Origin of the sequence: Polaribacter huanghezhanensis (genome assembly GCF_030444335.1) — a bacterium.
Lineage (GTDB): Bacteria > Bacteroidota > Bacteroidia > Flavobacteriales > Flavobacteriaceae > Polaribacter > Polaribacter huanghezhanensis.
Genome location: NZ_CP128595.1, coordinates 366,457 through 388,985, shown reverse-complemented (window position 1 = coordinate 388,985; position 22,529 = coordinate 366,457). Strand labels below are relative to the sequence as shown.

Below are 22,529 nucleotides of genomic sequence, written 5' to 3'. Positions count from 1 at the left end.
GCTAAAAGTTTAGCTTTTCAATGATGCAGTTTTGATTGTGTCCTAAAACAAACTCTAACACTTTTGTCGTTTTATTTGTAAAGAAAAAATGCTTGGTTTTTAAGTTTTGAGTATTTAATAAATTATTTTCTTCTAAAATTTTTTTGGTTTGTTTTGCAACAGCCAAACCAGAGTCTATAATGGTTATGTCAGTTCCTATTATTTTTTGGATTTGAGGGATTAAATATGGATAATGAGTACAGCCCAAAACCAAGTAATCAATATTGTATTTTAGTAATTTATGTAAATGATTGGTTAATAAATGAGTCATTTTTGTAGAAACTAATTGTCCATCTTCAATCAACTCCACCAATCCTTCACCAACTTGCTCTCTAATAAAAACTTCTTGATTGATGGTGTTTGATGTTGTTGTAAATAAACGACTATTTAAGGTTCCTTTTGTGGCTAAAATGCCAATATTCTTTGTTTTGGTATTTATAGCTGCAGGTTTTATCGCAGGCTCAATTCCTATAAAAGGAACAGCATAATGTTCTCTTAAATATTCAATGGCATTTGTTGTGGCTGTATTACAAGCAACAACAATTAGTTTACAGTTTTTGTTTAATAAAAATTCTGTATTTTTTATAGATAATTCAAGAATTTTATTTTCTGATTTTTGACCATAAGGCGCATTTTTACTATCTGCTAAATAGATGGTGTTTTCATTTGGTAAAAACTGGTGTATTTTTTTCCAAATAGAAGTTCCGCCAATACCAGAATCAAAGATGCCAATAGGTTGTTTAGAAGCTGCATTCATATCTTAACAAAAATAAAAAAACCTACTTAGTAAAGTAGGTTTTTTTTGATTTATAATTAAGGTAGTTTTTTAGAACCCTAATTTAGCTTTTACTGCATCGTAAATATCTGTACCTTTTTCAAAGATAATTAATCCTCCTCCAGGTGCAGAATTAAACACATATATTAACCCCTTTGCATTGGCAACTTCTTGAATTGCTTTTTGAGCTTTTTCGTAAATTGGGTTTTTCAACTCAACTTCTTTTTTTCTTAACTCTTGAGTCGCAATTTCTTGTGCTTGTTGAATCTTTGCTGCATCACTTTGTAATTCAGCTTTTCTTCTAGCATTAGTTTCTGGAGTTTGTGTTTTTTCTTCAGCGGCATATCGTTGTGCTTTCGTTTGATATGCTTTTATATTAGCCTCAATGTCATCTTTATAAGTTTTTTGAATCTTTTCTAGCTCAGAGTTTGCTTTTTTAGTATCTGGCATATTTTGCACCAGTTTTGACGTGTCTATATGTCCGATTTTTTGTGCATTGGCAACTCCTCCTACACCTAACATAAATACAGCTATTAATAATAACTTTTTAAATTGTTTCATTTCTCCTTGTTTTAATTTTAATTTATTCTTTAATTAATTATTCTTTTTATTTTTCTTTTTTGCAGCATTCTTTTTGTCTAAAAGTAATTTTCTCTTAGCATCTCTTTCTTTTATTTTTGCATCTCGTTTAGCTTGTATTGCTTTTTTCTGAGCTTCAATTTTCTTAAGTCTAGCCTGTTTTATCTCTTCTAATTTTTTTTGAACTGCAGTTTTCTTAGCAGTAATATTATTTTTAGAAGTTTTAATTTTTCGATCTTTAACGATGCTTGCTAAAACGAGTTCGCTAATATCGTATTTTTTATTTGAATATAGCATCACTAATTCGCTAGATTTATCTAAAACAAAGTCATATTTTTTTCTTTTAGCAATACTTTGAACAGAATTGTAAACTAAATCTTGTATTGGCTTTACCAATTGCTTTCTTAAGAAGAATAAATCTCCTTGTGGTCCAAAATATAAAGACTCTAATCTTGCAAATTCTTCTTTTTTAATGGTGATGTCTTCTTCTCTTTCTTCAATTAAATCTTTTGTTAAGATTGCTTTTTCGTTTGCTAAATCTGTTTTTAGTACTTCTATGTGTCTTTCTAATTTAGATAAATTACTTTTCCATTTCTCAATTTTAGCATTTAAATTGTTTTGTGCAGTTACATATTCAGGAACATTTTCTAAAATGTATTCCATATCTATATATGCAAGGTTTTGACCTTTTTGTGCACTGCTATTTTGTATTGTAAACAAAAGAACGATTAATACGAATATTTTTTTCATCTTTAATAGTTTTTGTTTTGAAAAACCACACAAAAAATTGAATACGTTTTTATTTGAGTACTTAATTTTTAGAATTGTCTTCCAATAATAAAATGTGTTTGCCAACCAGATATCGGTGCATTTGGTTTGTTGTTATAAATTGGTAATGAATCATATCCATGAGCAAAATCAATTCCTAACAAACCAAATGCAGGCATAAAAACACGAACTCCAATACCGGCAGATCTTTTTAATTGAAACGGATTATAACTGCTAAAATTGTCATAAGAATTTCCAGCTTCTAAAAACCCTAAAGTGTAAATAGAAGCAGAGGGTTTATCTGTAATAGAATATCGTAACTCTAATTGGAATTTATTATATATGGTTCCTCCCTCAATAGAAGATAATTGACTGTTTTGATATCCTCTTAATCCAACAGTTTCTCTACCATCTAATTGATATGCTGCTAATCCATCTCCACCAACAAAAAATCTTTCAAAAGGTGTTGCACCAACTTTATTACTGTAATTCCCTAGAAATCCACCTTCAGCGTTCATCATTAAAACAAGTTTGTCAGTAAAAGCAGTGTACCATTTTCCTTTAAAACTTAATTTATAATATTCCATCCATTTGTACTTTTCAGCCAAACTTATATTAGAATAATCTTTTCCATTTACTAAAGAGTATGGAAAGGTTAATTTAGCACCAATACTAAATTCAGATCCATAAGTAGGAAATATTAATGATGGCCCAGCTGAATTTCTAATTAATTTAATTTCGTAGGATAAATTATTTAAATTACCATTGTTTAAAAAATTTGTACCAACTCTAAATCCGTAATTATTTAAACTAAAATTCTGGTAGCTTATAGATTGTGAAAGTTGAAAATAATCATCAGGCCATTGTAATCTTTTTCCTAAGCCTAAAGTAACTCCTACAATACTTAAATTTTTATTCTTATCTACAATTCCAGTTGTATAATCATATTGATATTGATTTGAGTTGTAAATTGAAAACGAAAACGATTGTGGTTTTTTACCTCCTAACCAAGGCTCTGTAAATGAAAAGCTATAGGTGCTATAGGTTCTACTTGCTTGTAATCGGAGCGATAATTTTTGACCATCTCCGGTTGGTAAAGGTCTGTATGCTTCTTTTTTAAATAAATTTCTGATAGCAAAATTATTAAAAGATAATCCAAGTGTTCCAATAAATGCTCCACCACCATAACCACCTTGTAGTTCTATTTGGCTTCCCCCTTTTTCTGTAACGGTAAAATCAATATCTGCAGTTTTATTTTGCCAATCTGGTTTTACATCAGGAGTAACATTAGTATCAAAAAACCCTAATTGACCAATTTCTCTAATAGATCTGATAATAGCTGCACGACTAAATAAATCTCCTGGTTTTACTCTTAGTTCTCTGTAAATAACGTGGTCGTTTGTTTTTTCGTTTCCAATAACGGTAACTCTTTTTATTGTCGCTTGTTCGTCTTCTCGAATTCTAATTTCTACAGTAATAGAATCGTTTACAACTTTTGTTTCAACTGCATCTACAGAAGCAAAAAGATATCCATTGTTATGATACAACGTTTGTAAATCTTGAGAACTAGGTGTGTTATCTCCTTTAATTCGTTCTTTTAAAACGGTTCCATTATAAACATCTCCTTTGTCAATGCCAAGAATTCTTGATAATTGATCAACTGTAAAGTTTTTATTTCCTACATAATTAATGTTACTAAAATAGTATTGTTTACCCTCTTCAACTTCAATTTCTATACTAATAGTGTTGTCATCGTTCCAGATTAATTTATCACTTATAATTCGAGCGTCTCTAAATCCCTGTCTGCTATATTTCTCTAAAATACTCTCTAAATCTTCTCTGTATTTATCTTCTATATATTTAGAAGTTTTCCAAAATCTACCAAACATTTTTTCTTTGGTATTGCTCATTGCTTTTCTAAGTTTACTGTCAGAAAACTCTTTGTTGCCTTTAAAAGAAATGTCTTTAATTTTGATACGAGTTCCTCGGTCTATATGAACATCTATATTTACAACATTAATATCTGAAGTATCTTTTGAAGTATTTATAGAAACTTTGGTTTTTAAAAACCCTTTGTCTGTAAATTTCTTTTTAAAATAATTGGTAGAAGTAACAATTAGGTTATCTGTAACCATTGCGCCTTTTTTAAGGTCGGTGTCTTTTTTTAATTCTTTTCTTTTTGCTTTTTTAATTCCAGAAAAAGTAACTAAGTTTAGCTGTGGTAATTCTTTTACGTTAAATTGTAAGTAAGCAACATTTCCATCAAGCTTTGCTAAATACACATCAACATCACTAAACTGTTTACTGTCGTATAATTTTTTAATAGCACTGGTAAGTTTGTCTCCAGGAAGTTTAATAAGTTGCCCATTTCTTAAACCAGTAAATATTTTTACTGTTTCTTCGCTAAACTTTTTTAAACCAGTAACTGTAATTCCACCTAAGACATATTCTTGCCCTTTTACATAAGGTACTTTTGTGGGAATTGTATCTTTAACCGTTGAATTATTGGTTTGTCCGTTAACATTTACAGTTAAAAAACTTAATAAAAATAGTACTACAATAGTATATTTACTCATTTGGTGTTTCAATTTGTTCGCTTGTTTTACCAAAGCGTCGTTCTCTATTTTGATATTCAATTATTGCGTCAAAAAAATCGCTTTTTCTAAAATCTGGCCAAAGTATACTTGTAAAGTATAATTCGGCATATGCCATTTGCCAAAGCAAAAAATTACTGATGCGTTGTTCTCCACTTGTGCGAATCATTAAATCAACATCGGGCAAATTAAATGTATATAAATGATTATTAATAACTTTTTCGTCAATTTCTTCTATTTGAAGTTCGTTATTAACAACTTTTTTAGATATGTTTTTGATAGTATTAACAATTTCCTCTCTAGAACCATAACTTAATGCCATAGTTAATGTTATTTTAGAATTGTTTTTAGTGTCATTTATTACTTCAGATAATACTTTTTGCGCTTTTTTTGGCAAACTAGTAATATCTCCAATTGCATTTACTTTAACGCCGTTTTCTTGAAAAGATGGTAATTCTTTTTTTAATGATGTAATTAAGAGTTTCATTAAAGCATTTACTTCCATTTTTGGGCGATTCCAATTTTCGGTAGAGAAAGCGTACAATGTAATAGCTTTTACGCCAATTTCTGCAGCAGCTTCTATAGATTCTCTTACCGACGTTAAGGCGTTTCTATGTCCAAAAATTCGTTCCATTCCTTTACTTTTAGCCCAGCGACCATTGCCGTCCATAATAACAGCAACATGTTGTGGTACTTTTTGTAAATTAATGTGTAATTTTTTATCCATATATTATTTTAACTCTGCATAACAAGCGGGTCTTCCAAAAGCATACACTAAAGAAATTCCAGTAAACATATACCAGTCGTTAGAATTTCCTCCGAAATTTAATGATGGTATGTTACTTGTTGTATAATCTAAATCATCTGTAAACGTATATCTTACTCTTGTTTCTAACGAAAACCCAATATTGTCTCCTAATTTCCCTTTAAATCCTAATCCAAATGGAATTGCATATGAAATTTTTGTTTTTAAATTATATTGTCCTGGTGTAATCTCAGACTCAACACTATCATAAGCAAATGCAGCAACTTCTAGTAAAATATACGGTGTGTATATTTTGTCTTCAGAAGTCATATCATATTCAAAAAAATTATATTCAATCCCAACTGCTACTTCTTTAATTGAATTTTTAAAATTAAAATTCCTATTTACCCTAACTGCATTCGACGATTTTGAATCATCACCACTAATTGGTAAATAACTTAAAGTACCTCTTAAAGCAATTCTTGGATTTAAATTGTGTTTATAAATAAGGCTAGCAGCAATGTTGTTCGGATACATATAAGTTGTTCTTCCTACATCTCCAATATAATTGCTTCCCCCGATAAACACTCCAATTTCATTTATTTGGCTCCATGAAATACTTGTAACACAAATAAATACTATTGCTAAAAGTTGTTTCTTCATCTTAAAAAATAGCGTGCAAATATAGTTAATTCAATTTGCTTTATAAAGTTAATAACTTGTCTTTTTTGAATAACTATTATTTTAGATAAATATTGTAGTGTTTTATGGATGTTTAAAGTCATTTCTTGTGTCTTCTCCCCACAATAATTTACTTCTTAAAGTTTTTAAGAATGATTGATTGGTGAGTGCAAGTGTTTTGATTGTAAATGGAGCCTTTTCGATAAAAATTTGAGTATTCTCATTTATTGTTGCGATACGAGAATCTAAAGACATTAAAAATTCATTTTCTCTTCCGCTAACTTCCAGTTTAATTTTTGTTTTTTCTGAAATAACTAGAGGTCTCGCATTTAAGTTGTGTGGTGCAATTGGAGTAATTACTAAGCTTTTAGAATCTGGTAAAACGACAGGGCCATTACAGCTTAAAGAATATCCAGTAGAACCTGTTGGAGTAGAAACAATCAATCCGTCTGCCCAATAATTTGTTAAATACTCGTCGTCTAAAAAAGTTTGAACTCCAATCATAGAAGTTGTGTTTTTTCTAGCGACAGTAACTTCATTTAAAGCAAAATTAATTTCAGAAAGAGCATCAGTTTTTGGAGTTGTTTTTACACTTAAAAGTGTTCTTTCTTGAATTTTATATTCTTTTAGTAATAATTGTTCTATTACCTGTTTTATTTCGTCTTTTTGGATGGTTGCTAAAAACCCAAGCCTGCCTGTGTTAATTCCTAAAACAGGGATATTTAAATTTCTGATATACGTTATAGATCTTAAAATAGTTCCGTCTCCACCTATGGTGAAAAACAAATCAAACGAGTTGTTTAAGTCGTTAAAATGAGAAAATGTTGGATATTTTTTTGGTAATAAATTCTCTTTCTGAAAAAGATCATAAAATTCTTTTTCAAAAAAGAGAACAATGTTTTTTTCTTGTAAAATAGCAATCAACAACAAGACTTCTTTAATTGAAGCTGTGTTGTAAGATTGACCGTAAATTGCTACTTTTTTCATTGCTTAGGTATTTAAGAATTTTTGTAGATAATCCGATCTGTTTTTTAATTCTTCCAAATAAATATCGTCTTTATGTTCGCTTATAATGGTGTAATTATAACGTCTAAAAGTTTGAATAATTTCATTGATTTCTTGTGATGAGACCTTAAGTGTAACCTCCACTTGATCACTAGTTCTTTTTGATTCGTAACATCCTAAAACAACTCCATTGTTTGACTCAATTATTTGAGAAACTTCACTCATTGAGTAGTCTTTAGAGTTTTTTTCTATCACCAAAACAACTCCTTCAGTATTTAAAAAAGGTGTTTGAGAAAATGTATCTAAAACATCATTAAGATCAATATAGCCTAAGTATTTTTGATTTGCAACTGCAGGAAGAATATTGGTTTCGTTATCCGCAAAAATCTTTAATAGTTCAAGTAAAGATTCATTGTTGTCTGTTTGAAAATGATCGAATATATCTATTGATTCAATTAGCAATTCTTCCTTATTATCTATCGTTAAAACATCAGTTTGAGAAATGCAGCCAACATAACGTGCATTTTCTACAACCGGAATGTGCGTAATTGGATACGTTTTGCAAAGCTTTAGTGCTTCTCTAACAGTACTTTGTGTTGTTAGCGGCTTAAAATTATTTAATATGTATTCTATAATATTCATACGTTACGAATATAAGATAAAAAGGCTAATATTTTTTGATGAAATCTGTACTTTTGTTGTTTAGTTTTAGATTATGACAAAGTTAAGTGTAAATGTAAATAAAATTGCCACGTTGCGTAATTCTCGTGGTGGAGATGTTCCAAATCTTGTAAAAGTTACTGGCGATATAGAATCTTATGGTGCAGAAGGAATTACCATTCATCCACGACCAGATGAACGTCATATTCGGTATCAAGATGCGTATGATTTAAAAGAAATTGTAAAAACAGAATTCAATATTGAAGGAAATCCGATTCCGAAATTTATGGAAATGGTGTTAAAAATTAAACCAACACAAGTAACGTTGGTTCCAGATAGTGTTGATACGTTGACCTCTAATGCTGGTTGGGATACCATTAAAAATCAATCTTTTTTACAAGAAGTGATTTCTGAATTTAAAAAGGCAGGAATTAGAACTTCAATTTTTATTGATACAGATTTAAAGTTGATTGAAGCAGCGGCAAAAACAGGAGCAGACCGAATAGAACTGTATACAGAAGAATTTGCTACTCAGTTTGATTTAGGAAATAAAAATGCCATAAAACCATATACTGATGCTGCAGTTTTAGCGCACAATCTAGGAATGGGAATCAATGCAGGACATGATTTAAGTTTAGAGAACATAAAGTTTTTTAAAGAAAACATCCCAAATTTAGCAGAAGTTTCTATTGGACACGCGCTAATTTCTAAATCATTGTATTTAGGATTAGAAAATGTGGTAAATATGTATTTGGACAGATTAAAGTCTAAAGGTTAAGGGCTAAAGTAGAAAGAATAATGTCAGGTCGAGCGGAGTCGAGACCTCTTTAACAATTAAAAACTCTAACAATCTAACAGTCTAATAGAAATGTCTAACAATCTAATCTTACATTCCAGAATTCTTGGAGAAGGAAAACCGCTGTTGATTTTACACGGTTATTTTGGCAATGGTGATAATTGGAAAACAATTGGAAACAAATTGTCAGATTCGTTTCAAGTTCATTTAATAGATCAAAGAAATCATGGACGTAGTTTTCATGCAGATGCATTTGATTACGAATTAATGGTGGAAGATTTGCACAATTATATGCAGCATTATCAATTAGAAAAAGTACATCTTTTAGGGCATTCTATGGGCGGAAAAACAGTCATGTTATTTGCAGTAGAATATCCAGGATTGGTTGATAAATTAATGGTTGCAGATATCTCTCCAAGAGGGTACAAACCACATCATCAAGAGATTTTAGACGCGTTAAATTCTATTGATTTTACAAAGCAAACTTCTAGAGCTTTGGTAGATGAAAAGCTTACAGAGAAAATTCCAGAAGTTGGAGTTCGTCAATTTTTAGCACAAAACATCTATTGGAAAGAAAAAGGAAAATTAGATTTCCGTTTTAACTTGCCTTCTTTAACAGAAAATAATGATGAAGTTGGAGTAGCTTTGCCTTCTTTTACTATTTTTGAAGGAGAAACCTTATTCTTAAAAGGCGAAAATTCTGAGTATATTACTTCCGATGAGGAACCTATAATTAAGGCGCATTTTCCGAATCATAAAATTGTTACCATAAAAAATGCAGGACATTGGTTGCATGCCGAAAATCCTACAGATTTTTTAAATGCTGTTGGAAGTTTTTTGAAACTTTAATAGCAAAAATATTATTGCCTTGGTCTGTAAATTGCTCCAGTTGCAAAATCAACAATTGTTCCCGGTAAAAACAACACAATATCTGCAATTAAAGCCAAAACTCGAACTTCTCTTTGTGGTTGCCCTGGTAAAGGTTTTGTTTTTTGATGTTGAGTAACTGGGCCGCCAAGAAGAGTTGCGCAACCTGTCATAGATAAAGCTAAAAAGCAAATAAGTGTAATCTTAACTATTTTTTTCATGATATTTGTTTTGTGCAAAGTACAACCTTATCGTTAAAGAACTGACAGAATGTTTCATTTTTTACAACTTAAACTAAGATTAGCTGCCGTTTTATCAGTAAAATAACTTTGGCGTACTTTTCGTACAACTCATTTAAATTAAAACAGTTAAAAATGAATTTTCTTCTAAAAGTATTACTTACAGCGATTGCTGTTTTTGTATTAGCTGCAATTTTACCCGGAGTAGAAGTTGCAAATTATGTAACTGCAATTTGGGTTGCGTTTGCAATTGCCATATTAAATATGTTTGTTCGTCCGCTTTTAATCTTTTTTACATTGCCAGCAACAATAGTAACGCTTGGCTTGTTTTTGTTTGTGATAAATGCAATCATCATTTTACTAGCAGCTCATTTGGTTGGCGGATTTTTAGTGTCGAGTTTTTTCTCTGCATTATTGTTTAGTATTTTACTTTCTGTGTTTAGATCAGCTTTATTTAAATTGATCAAAGACAAAAAAGAAGAATAATCAATTTAACTGAAATAGAAGTATTTAAACCTTTGCAGAGTTGGTAAAAATCACTAATTTTGCAGCCAATTTTTTAAGATTATAATTTTATATTATGAATATTACCAAAGAAAACGTAGATGCATTAAATGCAGTTGTTAAAGTTGATATTGTTGCAGAAGACTATCAAACTAAAGTAGCAGAAGTATTACAAGATTACCGTAAAAAAGCAGACATTCCAGGATTTAGAAAAGGGCATGTGCCAATGGGAATGGTAAAAAAACAATACGGAAAATCTATCATGATAGATGAGGTTAACAAATTACTACAAGAATCTTTAAATAAATTTTTAACCGAAGAAAAATTAGATATTTTAGGAAATCCATTGCCTAGAGTTCAAGATAATTTTTCTTGGGATACAGAAACTTTTTCTTTTGAGTTCGAGCTAGGATTAGCTCCAGAATTTACAGTAGATTTATCAGCAAAAAAGAAAATCACTCAATACAATATTGTTGCAGATGATGCTTTAATTGATAAAGAAGTAGAAAATTTACAATCTCGTTACGGAAAAATGAATACTGTAGATGCAGTGACAGAAAATGCAAACGTAACCGGAACTTTTGTAAACGAAGAAAAAGAAATCAATAAAAAATCTACCATCGCTTTAGCTGACCTTAAAGGAAAATCAAGCTTAAAAAAGTTTGTGGGCGCTAAAGTTGGAGATGTTTTAGAATTAAAAACAAAAGGTTTGTTTTCTGATGATCATAAATTAGAAGGAACTTTAGGTTTGTCTCACGATGAAATTCATGGTTTAGACATTGCAATTTCTTTTACTATTGAAGAAATTACAGTTACAGAATTAGCAGAATTAGATCAAGAATTGTTTGATAAATTATTTCCAAATGGTGATGTAAAATCTGTTACAGAAGTAAGAAACAGAATTAAAGAAGATGCAGAAAAGCAGTTCTTAGCACAAGGAGATCAACAATTATTAAATGCAGTAACTGAATATTTAGTAGAAAACACAAAGTTTGACTTACCTAAAGAATTTTTGCAAAAATGGTTGGCTACAGCAGGAGAAAAAGAAATGACTGCTGAAGAAGCTGCTGAAGAATTTGCGAAATCAGAAAAAGGATTGCGTTATCAATTGATCGAAGGAAAGGTGATGAAAGATAATGACATCAAATTAGATTATGCAGAATTGGTTGACTATGCAAAAGGATTTATCAGAACGCAAATGGCACAATTTGGTAATATGAATCCAGAAGAAAAAGAATTGGACGATATTGCAGCAAGAATCTTAGGAAACCAAGACGAAGCGAAGCGTTTACAAGAGCAATTAATTTCTCATAAATTGTTGACTTTCTATAAAGAAAACATCACATTTAAAACAAAAGAAGTTACCTACGAAGACTTTATCAAAGAAGTTTATAAGTAACAGTTTTCAACTGTTTTTGTATCTCACTCTGCTGTTTTTGTAAAGTAAAGAAACATTAATAACTAAAAACCTGAATTCAAAAGTTCAGGTTTTTTTAGCCATCAACTGTAACAAAATATTAACTTTATAGTTCTTATCTTTGCAGTTCAAAACATTTAAAAAATAATCAGGAAATGGATTACGGAAAAGAGTTCGAAAAATACGCAACAAAACACCACGGAATAAGTAGCACACATCTAGGTAAAATAACAAGTAGTTTAACGCCATATATTATGGAAGAACGTCAAATGAACATTACTCAAATGGATGTTTTTTCTCGTTTAATGATGGATAGAATTATCTTTTTAGGAACTGGAATTAACGATCAGGTTGCGAATGTAATTCAAGCGCAATTATTATTCTTAGAAAGTGTAGATGCATCAAAAGATATTTCTATTTACATCAATTCTCCTGGAGGTGGAGTGTATGCTGGATTGGGGATTTACGATACCATGCAATTTATAAAACCAGATGTTGCAACAATTTGTACAGGAATGGCAGCTTCTATGGGAGCAGTTTTAATGTGTGCAGGAGAAAAAGGAAAACGTTCTGCATTACCACACTCTAGAATTATGATTCACCAACCTTTAGGTGGCGCACAAGGACAAGCATCAGATATTGAAATTACAACAAGAGAAATCTTGAAATTAAAAGATGAATTGTATGAAATTATTGCAAATCATTCTGGACAAACCATAGAAAAAGTAAACGCAGATTCTGATAGAGATTATTGGATGATTGCTTCAGAAGCTAAAGAATATGGTATGATTGATGAAATTTTAACAAGAAAAAAATAAAGAAAAAGCCAATAGCCCTTAGCCTTTTGCTAATTGCTAACAGCCAAAAGCTAACAAAATGTCGAAAGAAGAAAATTTAGAATGTTCGTTTTGTGGACGTAAAAAAGCAGAAACTAATTTGTTAATTGCTGGGATTGATGCGCACATTTGTGATAAATGTATTGAGCAAGCAACGGGTATTTTAGAAGAAGAAGTTACAGAAAAGCAAACAAGCGGATTGTCTAAAGATTTAATGCTGAAAAAGCCAAAAGAAATCAAAGAGTTTTTAGATCAATATATAATTGGACAAACAGAAACTAAAAAATCGATGTCCGTTGCCGTTTACAATCATTATAAAAGATTATTACAATCAAAATCTAATGAAGAGGACGATGTAGAAATAGAAAAGAGTAATATCATTTTAGTTGGAGAAACTGGAACAGGAAAAACATTGGTTGCAAAAACGATTGCCAAAATGCTAAACGTACCTTTTTCAATTGTAGATGCCACTGTTTTAACACAAGCTGGTTATGTTGGAGAAGATGTAGAAAGTATTTTAAGCCGCTTATTACAAGTTGCCGATTACGACGTAACAAAAGCAGAAAGAGGAATTGTTTTTATTGATGAAATTGATAAAATTGCTCGTAAAGGAGACAATCCGTCAATTACTAGAGATGTTTCTGGTGAAGGCGTTCAGCAAGCGTTGTTAAAATTATTAGAAGGTTCGGTTGTGAATGTTGCTCCAAAAGGAGGAAGAAAACATCCAGATCAAAAATTTATTGAAGTAAATACCAAAGATATTTTATTTATTGCTGGTGGCGCATTTTCTGGAATCGATAGAATGATTAGCAAACGTTTAAATATGCAAGCTGTTGGATATTCTGCTTCTGTTGCAGAAAATAAAATTGATGAAGATAATTTATTGCAATACATCATTCCTTCAGATTTAAAGGCTTTTGGATTAATTCCAGAAATCATTGGTCGTTTACCAGTGTTGAGTTATATGAATCCGTTAGATGCAAAAACGTTAAGAGCAATTTTAACAGAACCTAAAAATTCAATTATCAAGCAATATACCAAGCTGTTTTCTATGGATGATATTACATTCGAAATAGACGAAGAAGCATTGATGTATATTGTAGATAAAGCAGTAGAATACAAATTGGGCGCAAGAGGTTTGCGTTCGTTGTGTGAAGCAATTTTTACAGACGCCATGTTCGAGTTACCAAGTTCTGATATAAAAGAATTTAAAGTAACGAAAGAATATGCTGAAAATAAATTAACAAAGACAGCATTAAAGAAATTGAGTGTTGCTTCTTAAGAATAGTTAAAATTAATTAAGACCTCATAAAAGATAACTTTGTGAGGTCTTTTTTTATATTTTTGTTTTATGATATCCAAACAAACCATCGATCGTGTTTTTGAAACTGCAAGAGTAGAAGAAGTTATTGGTGAGTTTGTACAATTAAAAAAAGCAGGAAGTAACTTTAAAGGATTAAGTCCGTTTACAGATGAGAAATCGCCTTCTTTTATGGTGTCTCCTGTAAAACAAATTTGGAAGGATTTTAGTACAGGTAAAGGAGGAACTTCTGTTTCTTTTTTAATGGAACACGAACATTATTCGTATCCAGAAGCCATCAGATATTTGGCGAACAAATACAATATTGAAATTGAAGAAACTGAGCAATCAGACGAACAAAAACAACAATTAAACGAACGTGAAAGTATGTTTTTGGTGTCTAAATTCGCTGCAGAATATTTTCATGATTTAATGCTACATACGCAGCAAGGAAAAGCAATTGGACTTTCGTATTTTAAAGAGCGTGGTTTTAGAGATGATATTATTGAGAAATTTGATTTAGGATATTGTAAAGACGAATGGGATAATTTTACAAAATCAGCTTTAAAAAAAGGCTACGACATCAAATATTTAGCATCAACCGGATTAACAATTGTAAAAGAAAACAAACAGTTTGATCGATTTAAAGGACGTGTTTTATTTCCAATTCATTCCATGTCGGGAAGAATTCTTGGTTTTGGTGGGCGAATTTTAATTGCGGATAAAAAAGCGGCGAAATATTTAAATTCACCTGAAAGTGATATTTACCACAAGAGTAAAATTTTATACGGAATTTATCAAGCGAAGAAGGAAATTGCCAAACAAGACAATTGTTTTTTAGTAGAAGGATATACCGATGTTATTTCGTTTCATCAATCTGGAATAGAAAACGTTGTGGCGTCTTCAGGAACAGCGTTAACTTCAGATCAAATACGTTTGGTTAGAAGATTAACACAGAATATTACAGTCCTTTTTGATGGAGATGCAGCTGGTTTAAGAGCTTCGATTCGTGGGATCGATTTGATTTTAGAACAAGGAATGAATGTAAAAGTGGTGACTTTTCCTGAAGGAGAAGATCCAGATAGTTTTGCAAAATCGCATTCTGATGCTGAATTAAAAGAGTATTTAGAAAATAAGGCTCAAGATTTTATCAATTTTAAGGTTTCTTTATTGATGAAAGAAGCCAAGAATGATCCTGTTAAAAAAGCAGGATTGATTAGAGATATTGTAACAAGTATTTCTAAAATTCCAGACGGAATTCAGCGAGAAGTGTATGTGCAGGAATGTTCTAGAATCATGGACATTTCTGAACGAGTGTTGTTTAGTGAGTTGGCACAAATTTTAAATAAAGAAGCCAATTCTAAAAGTAAACAAAGAAATGTAGATCCAAATCAGCCACCACCAGAATATTTTGCGGAACAAGAATCTGCAATGACAGCAGTTAAAGGAGGAGGTTTAGCTCAGAAGGTAAATCAGTTAGAGTTGCTCGAAAAAGAAATTATTAGAATTTTACTTTTATTTGGAAACGAAGAGGTGAGTTTTACAAATATTATTGAAACTGAAAATGAACACGGAAAATTGGTTGAAGAGATCGAAAAATATACTTCTCCGGTTTTTAAAGAGTTGTATTTAAATCTTCAAGATGATGAAATTGAGTTTACCAATACTGTTTTTCAATTGGTGTATTATGAGTTGATAAATCAAATCAGTCAGAACGAAAAAATTGAAATTAGTAGTTTAATTCATCACGAAAATAAAGAAATCGCAAATGAAGTAACAAGTATTTTGATGGATGAAGAAAAATACACGTTGAGCGAATGGGAACGTAAAAATATTTTTGTTACAGAAACGGTAAATATCCTTCCAAAATTAGTTACAGATGCAATTTTAAATCTTAGAAGAATTCTGATAGAACGTAAGATTAATGAAATAATGAAAGATGCTCAAAAAGAAAACTCTAAAACGGTAGATTTAGAGCTAATTTCTAATTATACAGGGCTCAAAAAACGGTTATTTGAAAAGCTAAATAGAGTTATTTAACCTCTTTTTTTAAAACACGTATTTCTACGTAGTTTTTTTGTTTTGTTTTTTGTGTATATTAGTATCCGCTAAAAAAAGAAAATACATGAAAAAAATACTGCAAATCTTAAACATTATTAGACTTTTTATACTCTTGCCATTTTCTGTTGTAAATGGTTCTAAGAAAAAAGCATATCGTAGAATTAAAAGAACTATGATAGCAGCAAATCTACTTTAAATCATCACTAATTTTACAAATAGGTACTGGAAGCATTTTATGCTGATTAATGGTATTTAATCGGGTATATATTTTAAATACTTCTAGTTTTCTTCCTGTGAAATCTAAAGTAAATTTCCCATTTTCTAACATATGCATTGCCCATTCTAGTTCGTCATAAGAAGCGCCGATTTGATCTTCATCTGTTCTGCTATCGCCAAATAAACCGTCAGTTGGTTGTGCGTTTTGTATAGATTTTGTTATGCGCAAACAGGTAGCCAATTCGTACACTTCCGATTTTAATAAATCTGCAATCGGACTTACATCTACGCCGCCATCGCCATATTTTGTGTAGAAACCAACGCCAAAATCTTCCACTTTATTTCCTGTTCCTGCTACTAATAATCCATCTAATCCAGCTAAATAATACAAAGAGGTCATTCTTAATCGTGCTCGTGTATTTGCCAATGCCAAATCTAATGTTGATGAATTCTCTATACTTGGGGTTTGCTTTTTAAAATCTTCGAAAGTACTTGTTAAATCAATTTTCACAGAAGACACATTGCTAAAAGTATCTTTTAAATGATTAATATGCTCTAATGCTCTGTTAACTTGACTTTCTGCTTGATGAATTGGCATTTCTACACAAACAGTTTTGAAGCCAGTTTTTGCACAAAGGACGGAAGTTACTGCAGAATCTATTCCGCCCGAAATTCCTATAACAAATCCGTTTACTTTTGCATCAATTGCATAATTTTTTAACCAATTAACAATATGTTCAGATACTTTTTCTGCATTCATTTATAAACTATTTTAGTACTTTTGTCGTTCTTAAATTAGAACTCTAATATACAAATATAATGCGGAAATATTTTTTCATTTTTTCTCTTTTTACAATCTTATTTTCATGTGATAACAAACAAGAAAATCAAATTGATGTGAGTGCTATTGAAGTGAATTTCTCAATAAATAGGTTTGATATTGATTTTTACACCACAAAAGTAGATTCACTTTTTAAAACGAAAGCAAAATATCCATTTTTCTTTTCTAAGAATGAACCAGATTCAATCTGGATAAAGAAAATTAAGAATACAGACGAGCAACAATTGTTTGCAGAAACACAAAAAATATATGCTGATATTGATTTTCTTAAAAATGATTTAATGCAATTATTTAAACATATTAAGTATTACAATCCGGATTTTAACGCACCAAAAGTGATTACGCTTTTAAGTAATATAGATTATCAAAATAAAGTATTGTATACAGGAGATTATTTGTTGATTTCTTTAGATGTTTATTTGGGGAAAAACCATAAATTCTATTCAGATTACCCAAGTTATATCAAACAAAATTTTGAGAAAATTAACATTGTAATTGATGTCGCTAAAGCAATCATTCCGAAGCAAAACAATACAAATGATAGAACGTTTATCAGTAAAATGATAACAGAAGGAAAGAAATTGTATCTCCTAGACACCTATTTGCCAAATGTAAAAGAGTATCAGAAAATAGGATATTCAAAAGAAAAATACAATTGGGCAATTGAAAATGAAGAACAGGTTTGGAAATATTTTATTGAAAATAAATACCTGTTTAGCACCGATACAAAATTGAACAAACGGTTCTTAGAATTGGCACCATTTTCAAAATTTTATAGATCAGAAGACGCACTGTCTCCAGGGAGAATCGGAGCTTGGATTGGTTGGCAAATTGTAAAATCGTACATGCTACATAATGATGTATCTTTGCAGCAATTATTTAAAACACCTTCAGAAGAAGTATATAAAAATTCTAAATACAAACCTAAAAAGTAATGGCAATAAAACACACTTCAGAAATAAATTTTAAAGTAGGACTAGACGAAAACAAAGTGCCTGAAACTATTTTTTGGACAGCAGAAGATGGCGGAATAGATGATTCTGAGTCGAAAGCTATAATGATTTCTGTTTGGGACCATTTACAAAAAGATACACTTCGAATGGATTTATGGACAAAAGATATGCCTGTTGATGAAATGAAACAATTCTTTCATCAGACATTGGTTTCTATGGCAAATACTTTTGAACGTGCAACTGATGATCAAAAAATGGGAGCAACAATGAAGGATTTTTGTGATTATTTTGCAGAGAAATTAGAGTTAAAAAAATAGAATTAATACAATTTCAATTACTTAACTCATTAATGCTTAATTTAGAGAAATTAAGAAAACTACCTATTGGATATCTTTGCATTGTTAGATATGTTTGTATAATTATTATTTAAAATAAGTTAGTTTTTAATTTTTTTAATTAACTTTATCAATTATAACTCATAATTCCCCCTGAAAATGAGAGCAATTAAAACAATCAGTAGTTTAACTTTAGTAATATTACTCTTCATATCTTGTAGTAATGATGCCCCAAAGCAAATTGTCTTTTATTCAAAAGATCAATTAAAAAAAGATTTACCAGTTCAAATTAACAATACAGAAGGAGATGTTATTTCTGTAAATTCTAATGCTATAATCAATTTAAAATCTTCTAAAGTATTTGAAGAGAACATTGATTACTTAGTTGATGTTAATGTTGAAACAATGAATTTTAAAATAAAAAACTTCACAATTAATCCTTTTGCAAAAGTTTCTAATATTGAAGTTTTTGTTGATGAAATTAAAATTTCAGAAAATGACATAAGCCTTAATGCTTTAGATGTTTTTACAAGTAGTTTTGAGTTTAAAATAAGTAATCCGAAAATTTTATCAGCGATATCTTCTAAGCTATTACAAAGAAAGCAAGTTGTTATTTCATATTATAGTGATGCTATTTCAGATAAGTTGTTTAATTTTGATTTAGAATTTTCTTTAACAGCTAAAGGTACTTTTGTAGATTAGAAGATTAAATATATTGTTTAAAAAAAGAGCGCTATTAATTATTAATAGCGCTCTTTTTTTACTGCTTTTTAAACTCTTCTAAGTTTAGTTTTCATAATAACCAACCGATTTTATTTCTACTCTTCTATTTAATTGTTTTCCTTCAGGGGTGTCATTACCATATGAAGGATTTGTTTTTCCAAACCCTTTTGCAATAATTCTATTGGGCTCAACACTCTTTTCAATTAAGCGGTTTCTTGTTTTGTTGGCTCTTCTTTCAGAAAGTTTAAGATTGTATTCTTCAGTACCGATATCATCTGTATAACCAAATACATTAAAAACTATGTCTAACATAATTTCTGCAACATCATCTAACATGGTGTAATAGAAGCCGCTTTTTATAGAGTTGCTATCTGTGTCAAAATATATGTTTTTAGAATAACTTATTACAGTTACTAACTCTGTAACAGTGCAATTTACAGTTGCCTTAAATGGTACTTTTGTTGATTAATACTGGATATAAAAAATGAGCCTGCTAAAATAAACAGACTCATAGAAATATTAAGGGAATAAAATATTGTTCGCTTAGCTTAATTGTCCGCTGCTATTTTAAGTTCTTGATTGATGTAGATTGTATTTCCTTTTAAGTGATTCAACTGTTTTAAATGGTCTATTGTTAGCTTATATTTTACTGCAATAGAATAAAGTGTTTCGTCTTTTTGAACGATGTGGAAGTTGTTTTTATTTTTTTCAATGCTAAGTTTTTGACCTATAAAAAGAATCGTGTTTTTCAATGCATTTGTATGCATTAGCTGTTTTACTGTCGTATGATTTTTTTTGGCAATACTATATAAGGTTTCTCCTTTCTTTACGACGTGATAGGATGCTTGTACTTCGTTAACTTTGTTATTCGTGCTGTTATTAGCCTGTACTTTATTGACAACAATAGTAGTATCGGTATTTGTGAGGTTTTTAGATTCTATAAACTTGGTGAATTCTATTTTTGATAAAGGTTTAATATCTACTCGTCTATTTAATTGTCGACTACCAGCTGTGCTATTCGAGTATTTAGGTCTGGTTTCACCATAACCAATAGCCTTTAACCTACTGCTGTCAATACCCGCAGCAATACAATAGTTTTTAACAGCCTCAGCCCGCTCTTGTGAGAGTTTTAAATTGTAAGTGGGATAACTTTTATTATCAGTATGTCCTTCAATAATAAAATTAGAATCAGGTATGTTTTTCATAAGCCCGATAATCTCGTCTAAAACTGTAAGTGAAATATCTTTGATCTGACTGCTATTTGTTTTAAAGTAGATACTTGTGCCCAATAAGGCAATTTGCTGTTTAATAACAGGGGGTGATTTTTTTTTAAGTATTACTGGGCAGCCATTGTTACTTACTGGTCCTGGTTTAGAAGGGCATTTATCTTTATAATCTTGAATGCCATCTTGATCTGAGTCAATGGCTCTTCCGTTACCATAAACCGCAGCTCCTAATGGAGTATTTGGCTCAACATCTAAATTGTCTAGTACCCCATCCTTATCAGAATCAACTACCTTAAAGGGTTCTTGTTTTTCAGAGTCGCCCCCCCAAATAGTAAATATTTTTTTCTTTCCAAGTTTTATAGTTACTCCAAGATGAGTTACAAAAAAAGTTTCCCAATTTTGTTTGTTAGATATTGTAGCATCTAAATGATCTTCATAATTAAAATACCAAGATGGTCTAAACTCAAGATCTACCCTTTTGTTTATTCTATACTTTATACCCAGTTGTGTAGAGATATAAACAGAACTAGCTTCAAAAACACTATTTCTTGAAGGGTTTCTTCCGAAATTAACTAATAAATTATTTGAGCCATCAGGAAGTTTTTCGTAGAGAGCAGAATCGTATTGATGATAGCCTACACCAAAATAACCTGAAGTATTCCATTTTCGGGTATTGATTGCATATAAGTTTGAAAAACTTAGAATTAAATTTAACTCGAAGCCATAAGCTGTGCCTTTAAAAAATAGGTTGTTTGAAATTTTTGTTTGATTTACGTAAAGAATATTATATATGTTTGAAAAATATTGTGCACCACCAGAAATTTTAGAGTAATTTACTTTAAATTCCAAACCTAATAAAGGATTGAACATTTTATCGACATATGCATACGCCCCAAAATTCCAAAAATTCCCAAGATTACCTGTTCCAAGAGATCGTAAATCTCCATGCATAATAAAATTACTAACTCCACCACCAACTGCCCAACTATTGCTATTGTTCAATAATATGTTTTTTATGCTATTTTCTTGTTTGTTATCACCAAGTTTATTTTGACCAATTAAAGATGTTAAGCTAAGTGAAATAAATAGCAATACAGTAACTTTCCTCATATAAAGTAATTCGTTTATTTGAAAAATAGGGAAAATAATTTAGTGTGCAAAATTACGAAAAAATTAATAATTGTTAATTCTTTTAATAATTAATTGATAATCTTCTGTATTGTTGACAAAATCTAATTCAGAAACATCTATAGTTAAGGTATTTAAGTTTTGTTGAGTCTTAATAAAGTTACTATATCCATCGTGTATTTTGTTAAGGTAGTTTGAGGAAATATTTTGTTCGTATTCTCTTCCTCTTTTTTTGATGTTTTTAATTAATCTATCAGTATTTTGAAATAAATATACATATAAATCTGGTTTTGTGATTTCTTTATACATTAAATCAAACATTTTTCTATACAACAAGTATTCTTCTTTATGAAGCGTTACTTGCGCAAAAATTAAGGATTTAAAAATGTAGTAATCTGATACAATTAAGCTTTTGAATAAGTCAAATTGAGCTAAGTCATCACTTAACTGTTGATAACGGTCTGCTAAAAAACTCATTTCTAGCGGAAAAGCGTAACGTTCTTCATCTTCGTAAAATTTTGGTAAAAAAGGGTTATCGGCAAAACGTTCTAACACAATTTTAGCGTTAAACTCATCAGACATCATTTTAGCTAAGCTTGTTTTTCCTGCTCCAATATTTCCTTCTATTGCGATGTAATTGTATTTTTCAGTTAACGGGATTGGGCGGATTAATGTTTCTGGTGTTTTGTTTATTTCGGTGATGTCTGAACAACGATCTAAACATTTTCCAATATGGACCTTAGTTACCGGATGAAGTACTTCGGATGCAATTTCTATTAAAGGGACTAGTACAAATTTACGGTCTAGCATTCTTGGATGCGGAACAATTAATTCATGAGAGAAAATAATTTCATCATCAAACAAAAGGATGTCTAAATCTATCGTTCTATTTGAATAACCATCAGAACTAGCTCTAATTCTTCCTAGTTTTTTTTCTATTTCAAGACTATTGCTTAAGATTTTTTCGGGAGGTAAATAGGTCGATACTTTTACACAAATATTTAAAAAATCTGCTCCATCAAAACCTACTGCAGGAGTTTTGTATACGGGTGAAATTTTTAAAACAGGGCCAATTTTTTCAGCAATTAAATAAATTGCTTCTTGTAGGTTTTTTAGCTTATCGCCTTGGTTACTTCCTAATGATAAATATGTAATTCGTTGAATTTTCATAAGTGAAGTACAAAGAAAATAAATCTTAAAAGAATAAACGGAATAAGTTTGATTCATTTATTAACATTCAG

Annotated in this window: 24 protein-coding genes; 11 read left to right on the top strand and 13 right to left on the bottom strand. The window is 30.4% G+C overall.

Annotated elements, in window-relative coordinates; translation table 11 throughout:
- Position 1: 1 nt before the first annotated feature.
- The 8 genes from murI to KCTC32516_RS01835 form a co-directional block, all read right to left on the bottom strand.
- On the bottom strand, positions 2-796 hold the full coding sequence (gene murI / locus KCTC32516_RS01870) for a glutamate racemase (protein WP_301401646.1): 795 nt from the start codon (positions 794-796) through the stop codon (positions 2-4).
- A 69-nt stretch (positions 797-865) separates the two neighbouring features.
- Positions 866-1,375, bottom strand: a complete 510-nt coding sequence (locus KCTC32516_RS01865) for an OmpH/Skp family outer membrane protein (RefSeq protein ID WP_301401645.1) — start codon at positions 1,373-1,375, stop codon at positions 866-868.
- Between the two features lie 33 nt (positions 1,376-1,408).
- Complete coding sequence (locus KCTC32516_RS01860; protein ID WP_301401644.1) at positions 1,409-2,143, bottom strand: OmpH/Skp family outer membrane protein; 735 nt, start codon at positions 2,141-2,143, stop codon at positions 1,409-1,411.
- 68 nt (positions 2,144-2,211) lie between these two features.
- The gene (bamA, locus tag KCTC32516_RS01855; protein ID WP_301401643.1) at positions 2,212-4,737 is read right to left on the bottom strand and encodes an outer membrane protein assembly factor BamA; all 2,526 of its coding nucleotides are present in this window, start codon (positions 4,735-4,737) and stop codon (positions 2,212-2,214) included.
- Positions 4,730-5,482 carry an undecaprenyl pyrophosphate synthase gene (gene uppS, locus KCTC32516_RS01850; RefSeq protein ID WP_301401642.1) on the bottom strand — a complete coding sequence of 251 codons (753 nt, stop codon included), beginning with the start codon at positions 5,480-5,482 and terminating at the stop codon, positions 4,730-4,732. The genes bamA and uppS overlap by 8 nt, the downstream gene beginning before the upstream one ends.
- A gap of 3 nt (positions 5,483-5,485) precedes the next feature.
- Positions 5,486-6,163, bottom strand: coding sequence for a type IX secretion system protein PorG (gene porG, locus KCTC32516_RS01845; protein ID WP_301401641.1), 678 nt, complete (start codon positions 6,161-6,163; stop codon positions 5,486-5,488).
- Positions 6,164-6,265: 102 nt separating this feature from the next.
- On the bottom strand, positions 6,266-7,168 hold the full coding sequence (locus tag KCTC32516_RS01840) for an NAD kinase (RefSeq protein ID WP_301401640.1): 903 nt from the start codon (positions 7,166-7,168) through the stop codon (positions 6,266-6,268).
- Positions 7,169-7,171: 3 nt separating this feature from the next.
- Positions 7,172-7,828 carry a CBS domain-containing protein gene (locus tag KCTC32516_RS01835; protein ID WP_301401639.1) on the bottom strand — a complete coding sequence of 219 codons (657 nt, stop codon included), beginning with the start codon at positions 7,826-7,828 and terminating at the stop codon, positions 7,172-7,174.
- A 73-nt stretch (positions 7,829-7,901) separates the two neighbouring features.
- On the opposite strand from KCTC32516_RS01835, the gene KCTC32516_RS01830 reads away from it, so the two are divergent.
- Together KCTC32516_RS01830 and KCTC32516_RS01825 are read left to right on the top strand one after the other, a co-directional pair.
- Positions 7,902-8,624: a pyridoxine 5'-phosphate synthase gene (locus KCTC32516_RS01830; RefSeq protein ID WP_301401638.1), complete on the top strand. Its 723-nt coding sequence runs from the start codon at positions 7,902-7,904 to the stop codon at positions 8,622-8,624.
- Positions 8,625-8,714: 90 nt separating this feature from the next.
- Positions 8,715-9,491: an alpha/beta fold hydrolase gene (locus KCTC32516_RS01825; RefSeq protein ID WP_301401637.1), complete on the top strand. Its 777-nt coding sequence runs from the start codon at positions 8,715-8,717 to the stop codon at positions 9,489-9,491.
- An 11-nt stretch (positions 9,492-9,502) separates the two neighbouring features.
- Here KCTC32516_RS01825 and KCTC32516_RS01820 read toward each other — a convergent pair whose 3' ends face one another.
- Complete coding sequence (locus tag KCTC32516_RS01820; protein ID WP_301401636.1) at positions 9,503-9,730, bottom strand: hypothetical protein; 228 nt, start codon at positions 9,728-9,730, stop codon at positions 9,503-9,505.
- Between the two features lie 153 nt (positions 9,731-9,883).
- Here KCTC32516_RS01820 and KCTC32516_RS01815 point away from each other — a divergent pair, with 153 nt between their 5' ends.
- The 6 genes from KCTC32516_RS01815 (at position 9,884) to KCTC32516_RS01790 (ending at position 16,062) form a co-directional block, all read left to right on the top strand.
- Entirely contained in the window at positions 9,884-10,234 is a 351-nt protein-coding gene (locus KCTC32516_RS01815) for a phage holin family protein (RefSeq protein WP_301401635.1), read from the top strand.
- A 94-nt stretch (positions 10,235-10,328) separates the two neighbouring features.
- Positions 10,329-11,651, top strand: a complete 1,323-nt coding sequence (gene tig, locus KCTC32516_RS01810) for a trigger factor (protein ID WP_301401634.1) — start codon at positions 10,329-10,331, stop codon at positions 11,649-11,651.
- 173 nt (positions 11,652-11,824) lie between these two features.
- Positions 11,825-12,487, top strand: a complete 663-nt coding sequence (clpP, locus tag KCTC32516_RS01805; RefSeq protein ID WP_301401633.1) for an ATP-dependent Clp endopeptidase proteolytic subunit ClpP — start codon at positions 11,825-11,827, stop codon at positions 12,485-12,487.
- 58 nt (positions 12,488-12,545) lie between these two features.
- Complete coding sequence (gene clpX / locus KCTC32516_RS01800; RefSeq protein WP_301401632.1) at positions 12,546-13,787, top strand: ATP-dependent Clp protease ATP-binding subunit ClpX; 1,242 nt, start codon at positions 12,546-12,548, stop codon at positions 13,785-13,787.
- A 69-nt stretch (positions 13,788-13,856) separates the two neighbouring features.
- The gene (gene dnaG, locus KCTC32516_RS01795) at positions 13,857-15,845 is read left to right on the top strand and encodes a DNA primase (protein WP_301401631.1); all 1,989 of its coding nucleotides are present in this window, start codon (positions 13,857-13,859) and stop codon (positions 15,843-15,845) included.
- An 85-nt stretch (positions 15,846-15,930) separates the two neighbouring features.
- Positions 15,931-16,062, top strand: coding sequence for a hypothetical protein (locus KCTC32516_RS01790; protein ID WP_301401630.1), 132 nt, complete (start codon positions 15,931-15,933; stop codon positions 16,060-16,062).
- Here the strand turns inward: KCTC32516_RS01790 and nadE are convergent.
- Positions 16,054-16,842 (bottom strand): NAD(+) synthase, encoded by a 789-nt coding sequence (gene nadE / locus KCTC32516_RS01785; RefSeq protein ID WP_301401629.1) that lies wholly within the window; start codon positions 16,840-16,842, stop codon positions 16,054-16,056. The genes KCTC32516_RS01790 and nadE overlap by 9 nt on opposite strands.
- Positions 16,843-16,901: 59 nt before the next feature.
- Between nadE and gldB the strand changes: the two genes are divergently transcribed.
- The 3 genes from gldB to KCTC32516_RS01770 all read left to right on the top strand — a co-directional run bounded on the left by gldB (position 16,902) and on the right by KCTC32516_RS01770 (position 18,913).
- A complete protein-coding gene (gene gldB, locus KCTC32516_RS01780; RefSeq protein WP_301401628.1) occupies positions 16,902-17,858 on the top strand; it encodes a gliding motility lipoprotein GldB in 957 nt (318 codons plus the stop codon).
- Complete coding sequence (gene gldC, locus KCTC32516_RS01775) at positions 17,858-18,193, top strand: gliding motility protein GldC (protein ID WP_301401627.1); 336 nt, start codon at positions 17,858-17,860, stop codon at positions 18,191-18,193. The genes gldB and gldC overlap by 1 nt, the downstream gene beginning before the upstream one ends.
- A 177-nt stretch (positions 18,194-18,370) precedes the next feature.
- Entirely contained in the window at positions 18,371-18,913 is a 543-nt protein-coding gene (locus tag KCTC32516_RS01770; protein ID WP_301401626.1) for a hypothetical protein, read from the top strand.
- A gap of 84 nt (positions 18,914-18,997) precedes the next feature.
- Here KCTC32516_RS01770 and KCTC32516_RS01765 read toward each other — a convergent pair whose 3' ends face one another.
- From KCTC32516_RS01765 to folK, 3 genes are all read right to left on the bottom strand, one after another.
- Positions 18,998-19,270, bottom strand: a complete 273-nt coding sequence (locus tag KCTC32516_RS01765; protein ID WP_301401625.1) for an OmpA family protein — start codon at positions 19,268-19,270, stop codon at positions 18,998-19,000.
- A gap of 212 nt (positions 19,271-19,482) precedes the next feature.
- Positions 19,483-21,270 carry an OmpA family protein gene (locus tag KCTC32516_RS01760; protein ID WP_301401624.1) on the bottom strand — a complete coding sequence of 596 codons (1,788 nt, stop codon included), beginning with the start codon at positions 21,268-21,270 and terminating at the stop codon, positions 19,483-19,485.
- A 63-nt stretch (positions 21,271-21,333) separates the two neighbouring features.
- Complete coding sequence (folK, locus tag KCTC32516_RS01755) at positions 21,334-22,458, bottom strand: 2-amino-4-hydroxy-6-hydroxymethyldihydropteridine diphosphokinase (RefSeq protein WP_301401623.1); 1,125 nt, start codon at positions 22,456-22,458, stop codon at positions 21,334-21,336.
- Between the last annotated feature and the right edge of the window lie 71 nt (positions 22,459-22,529).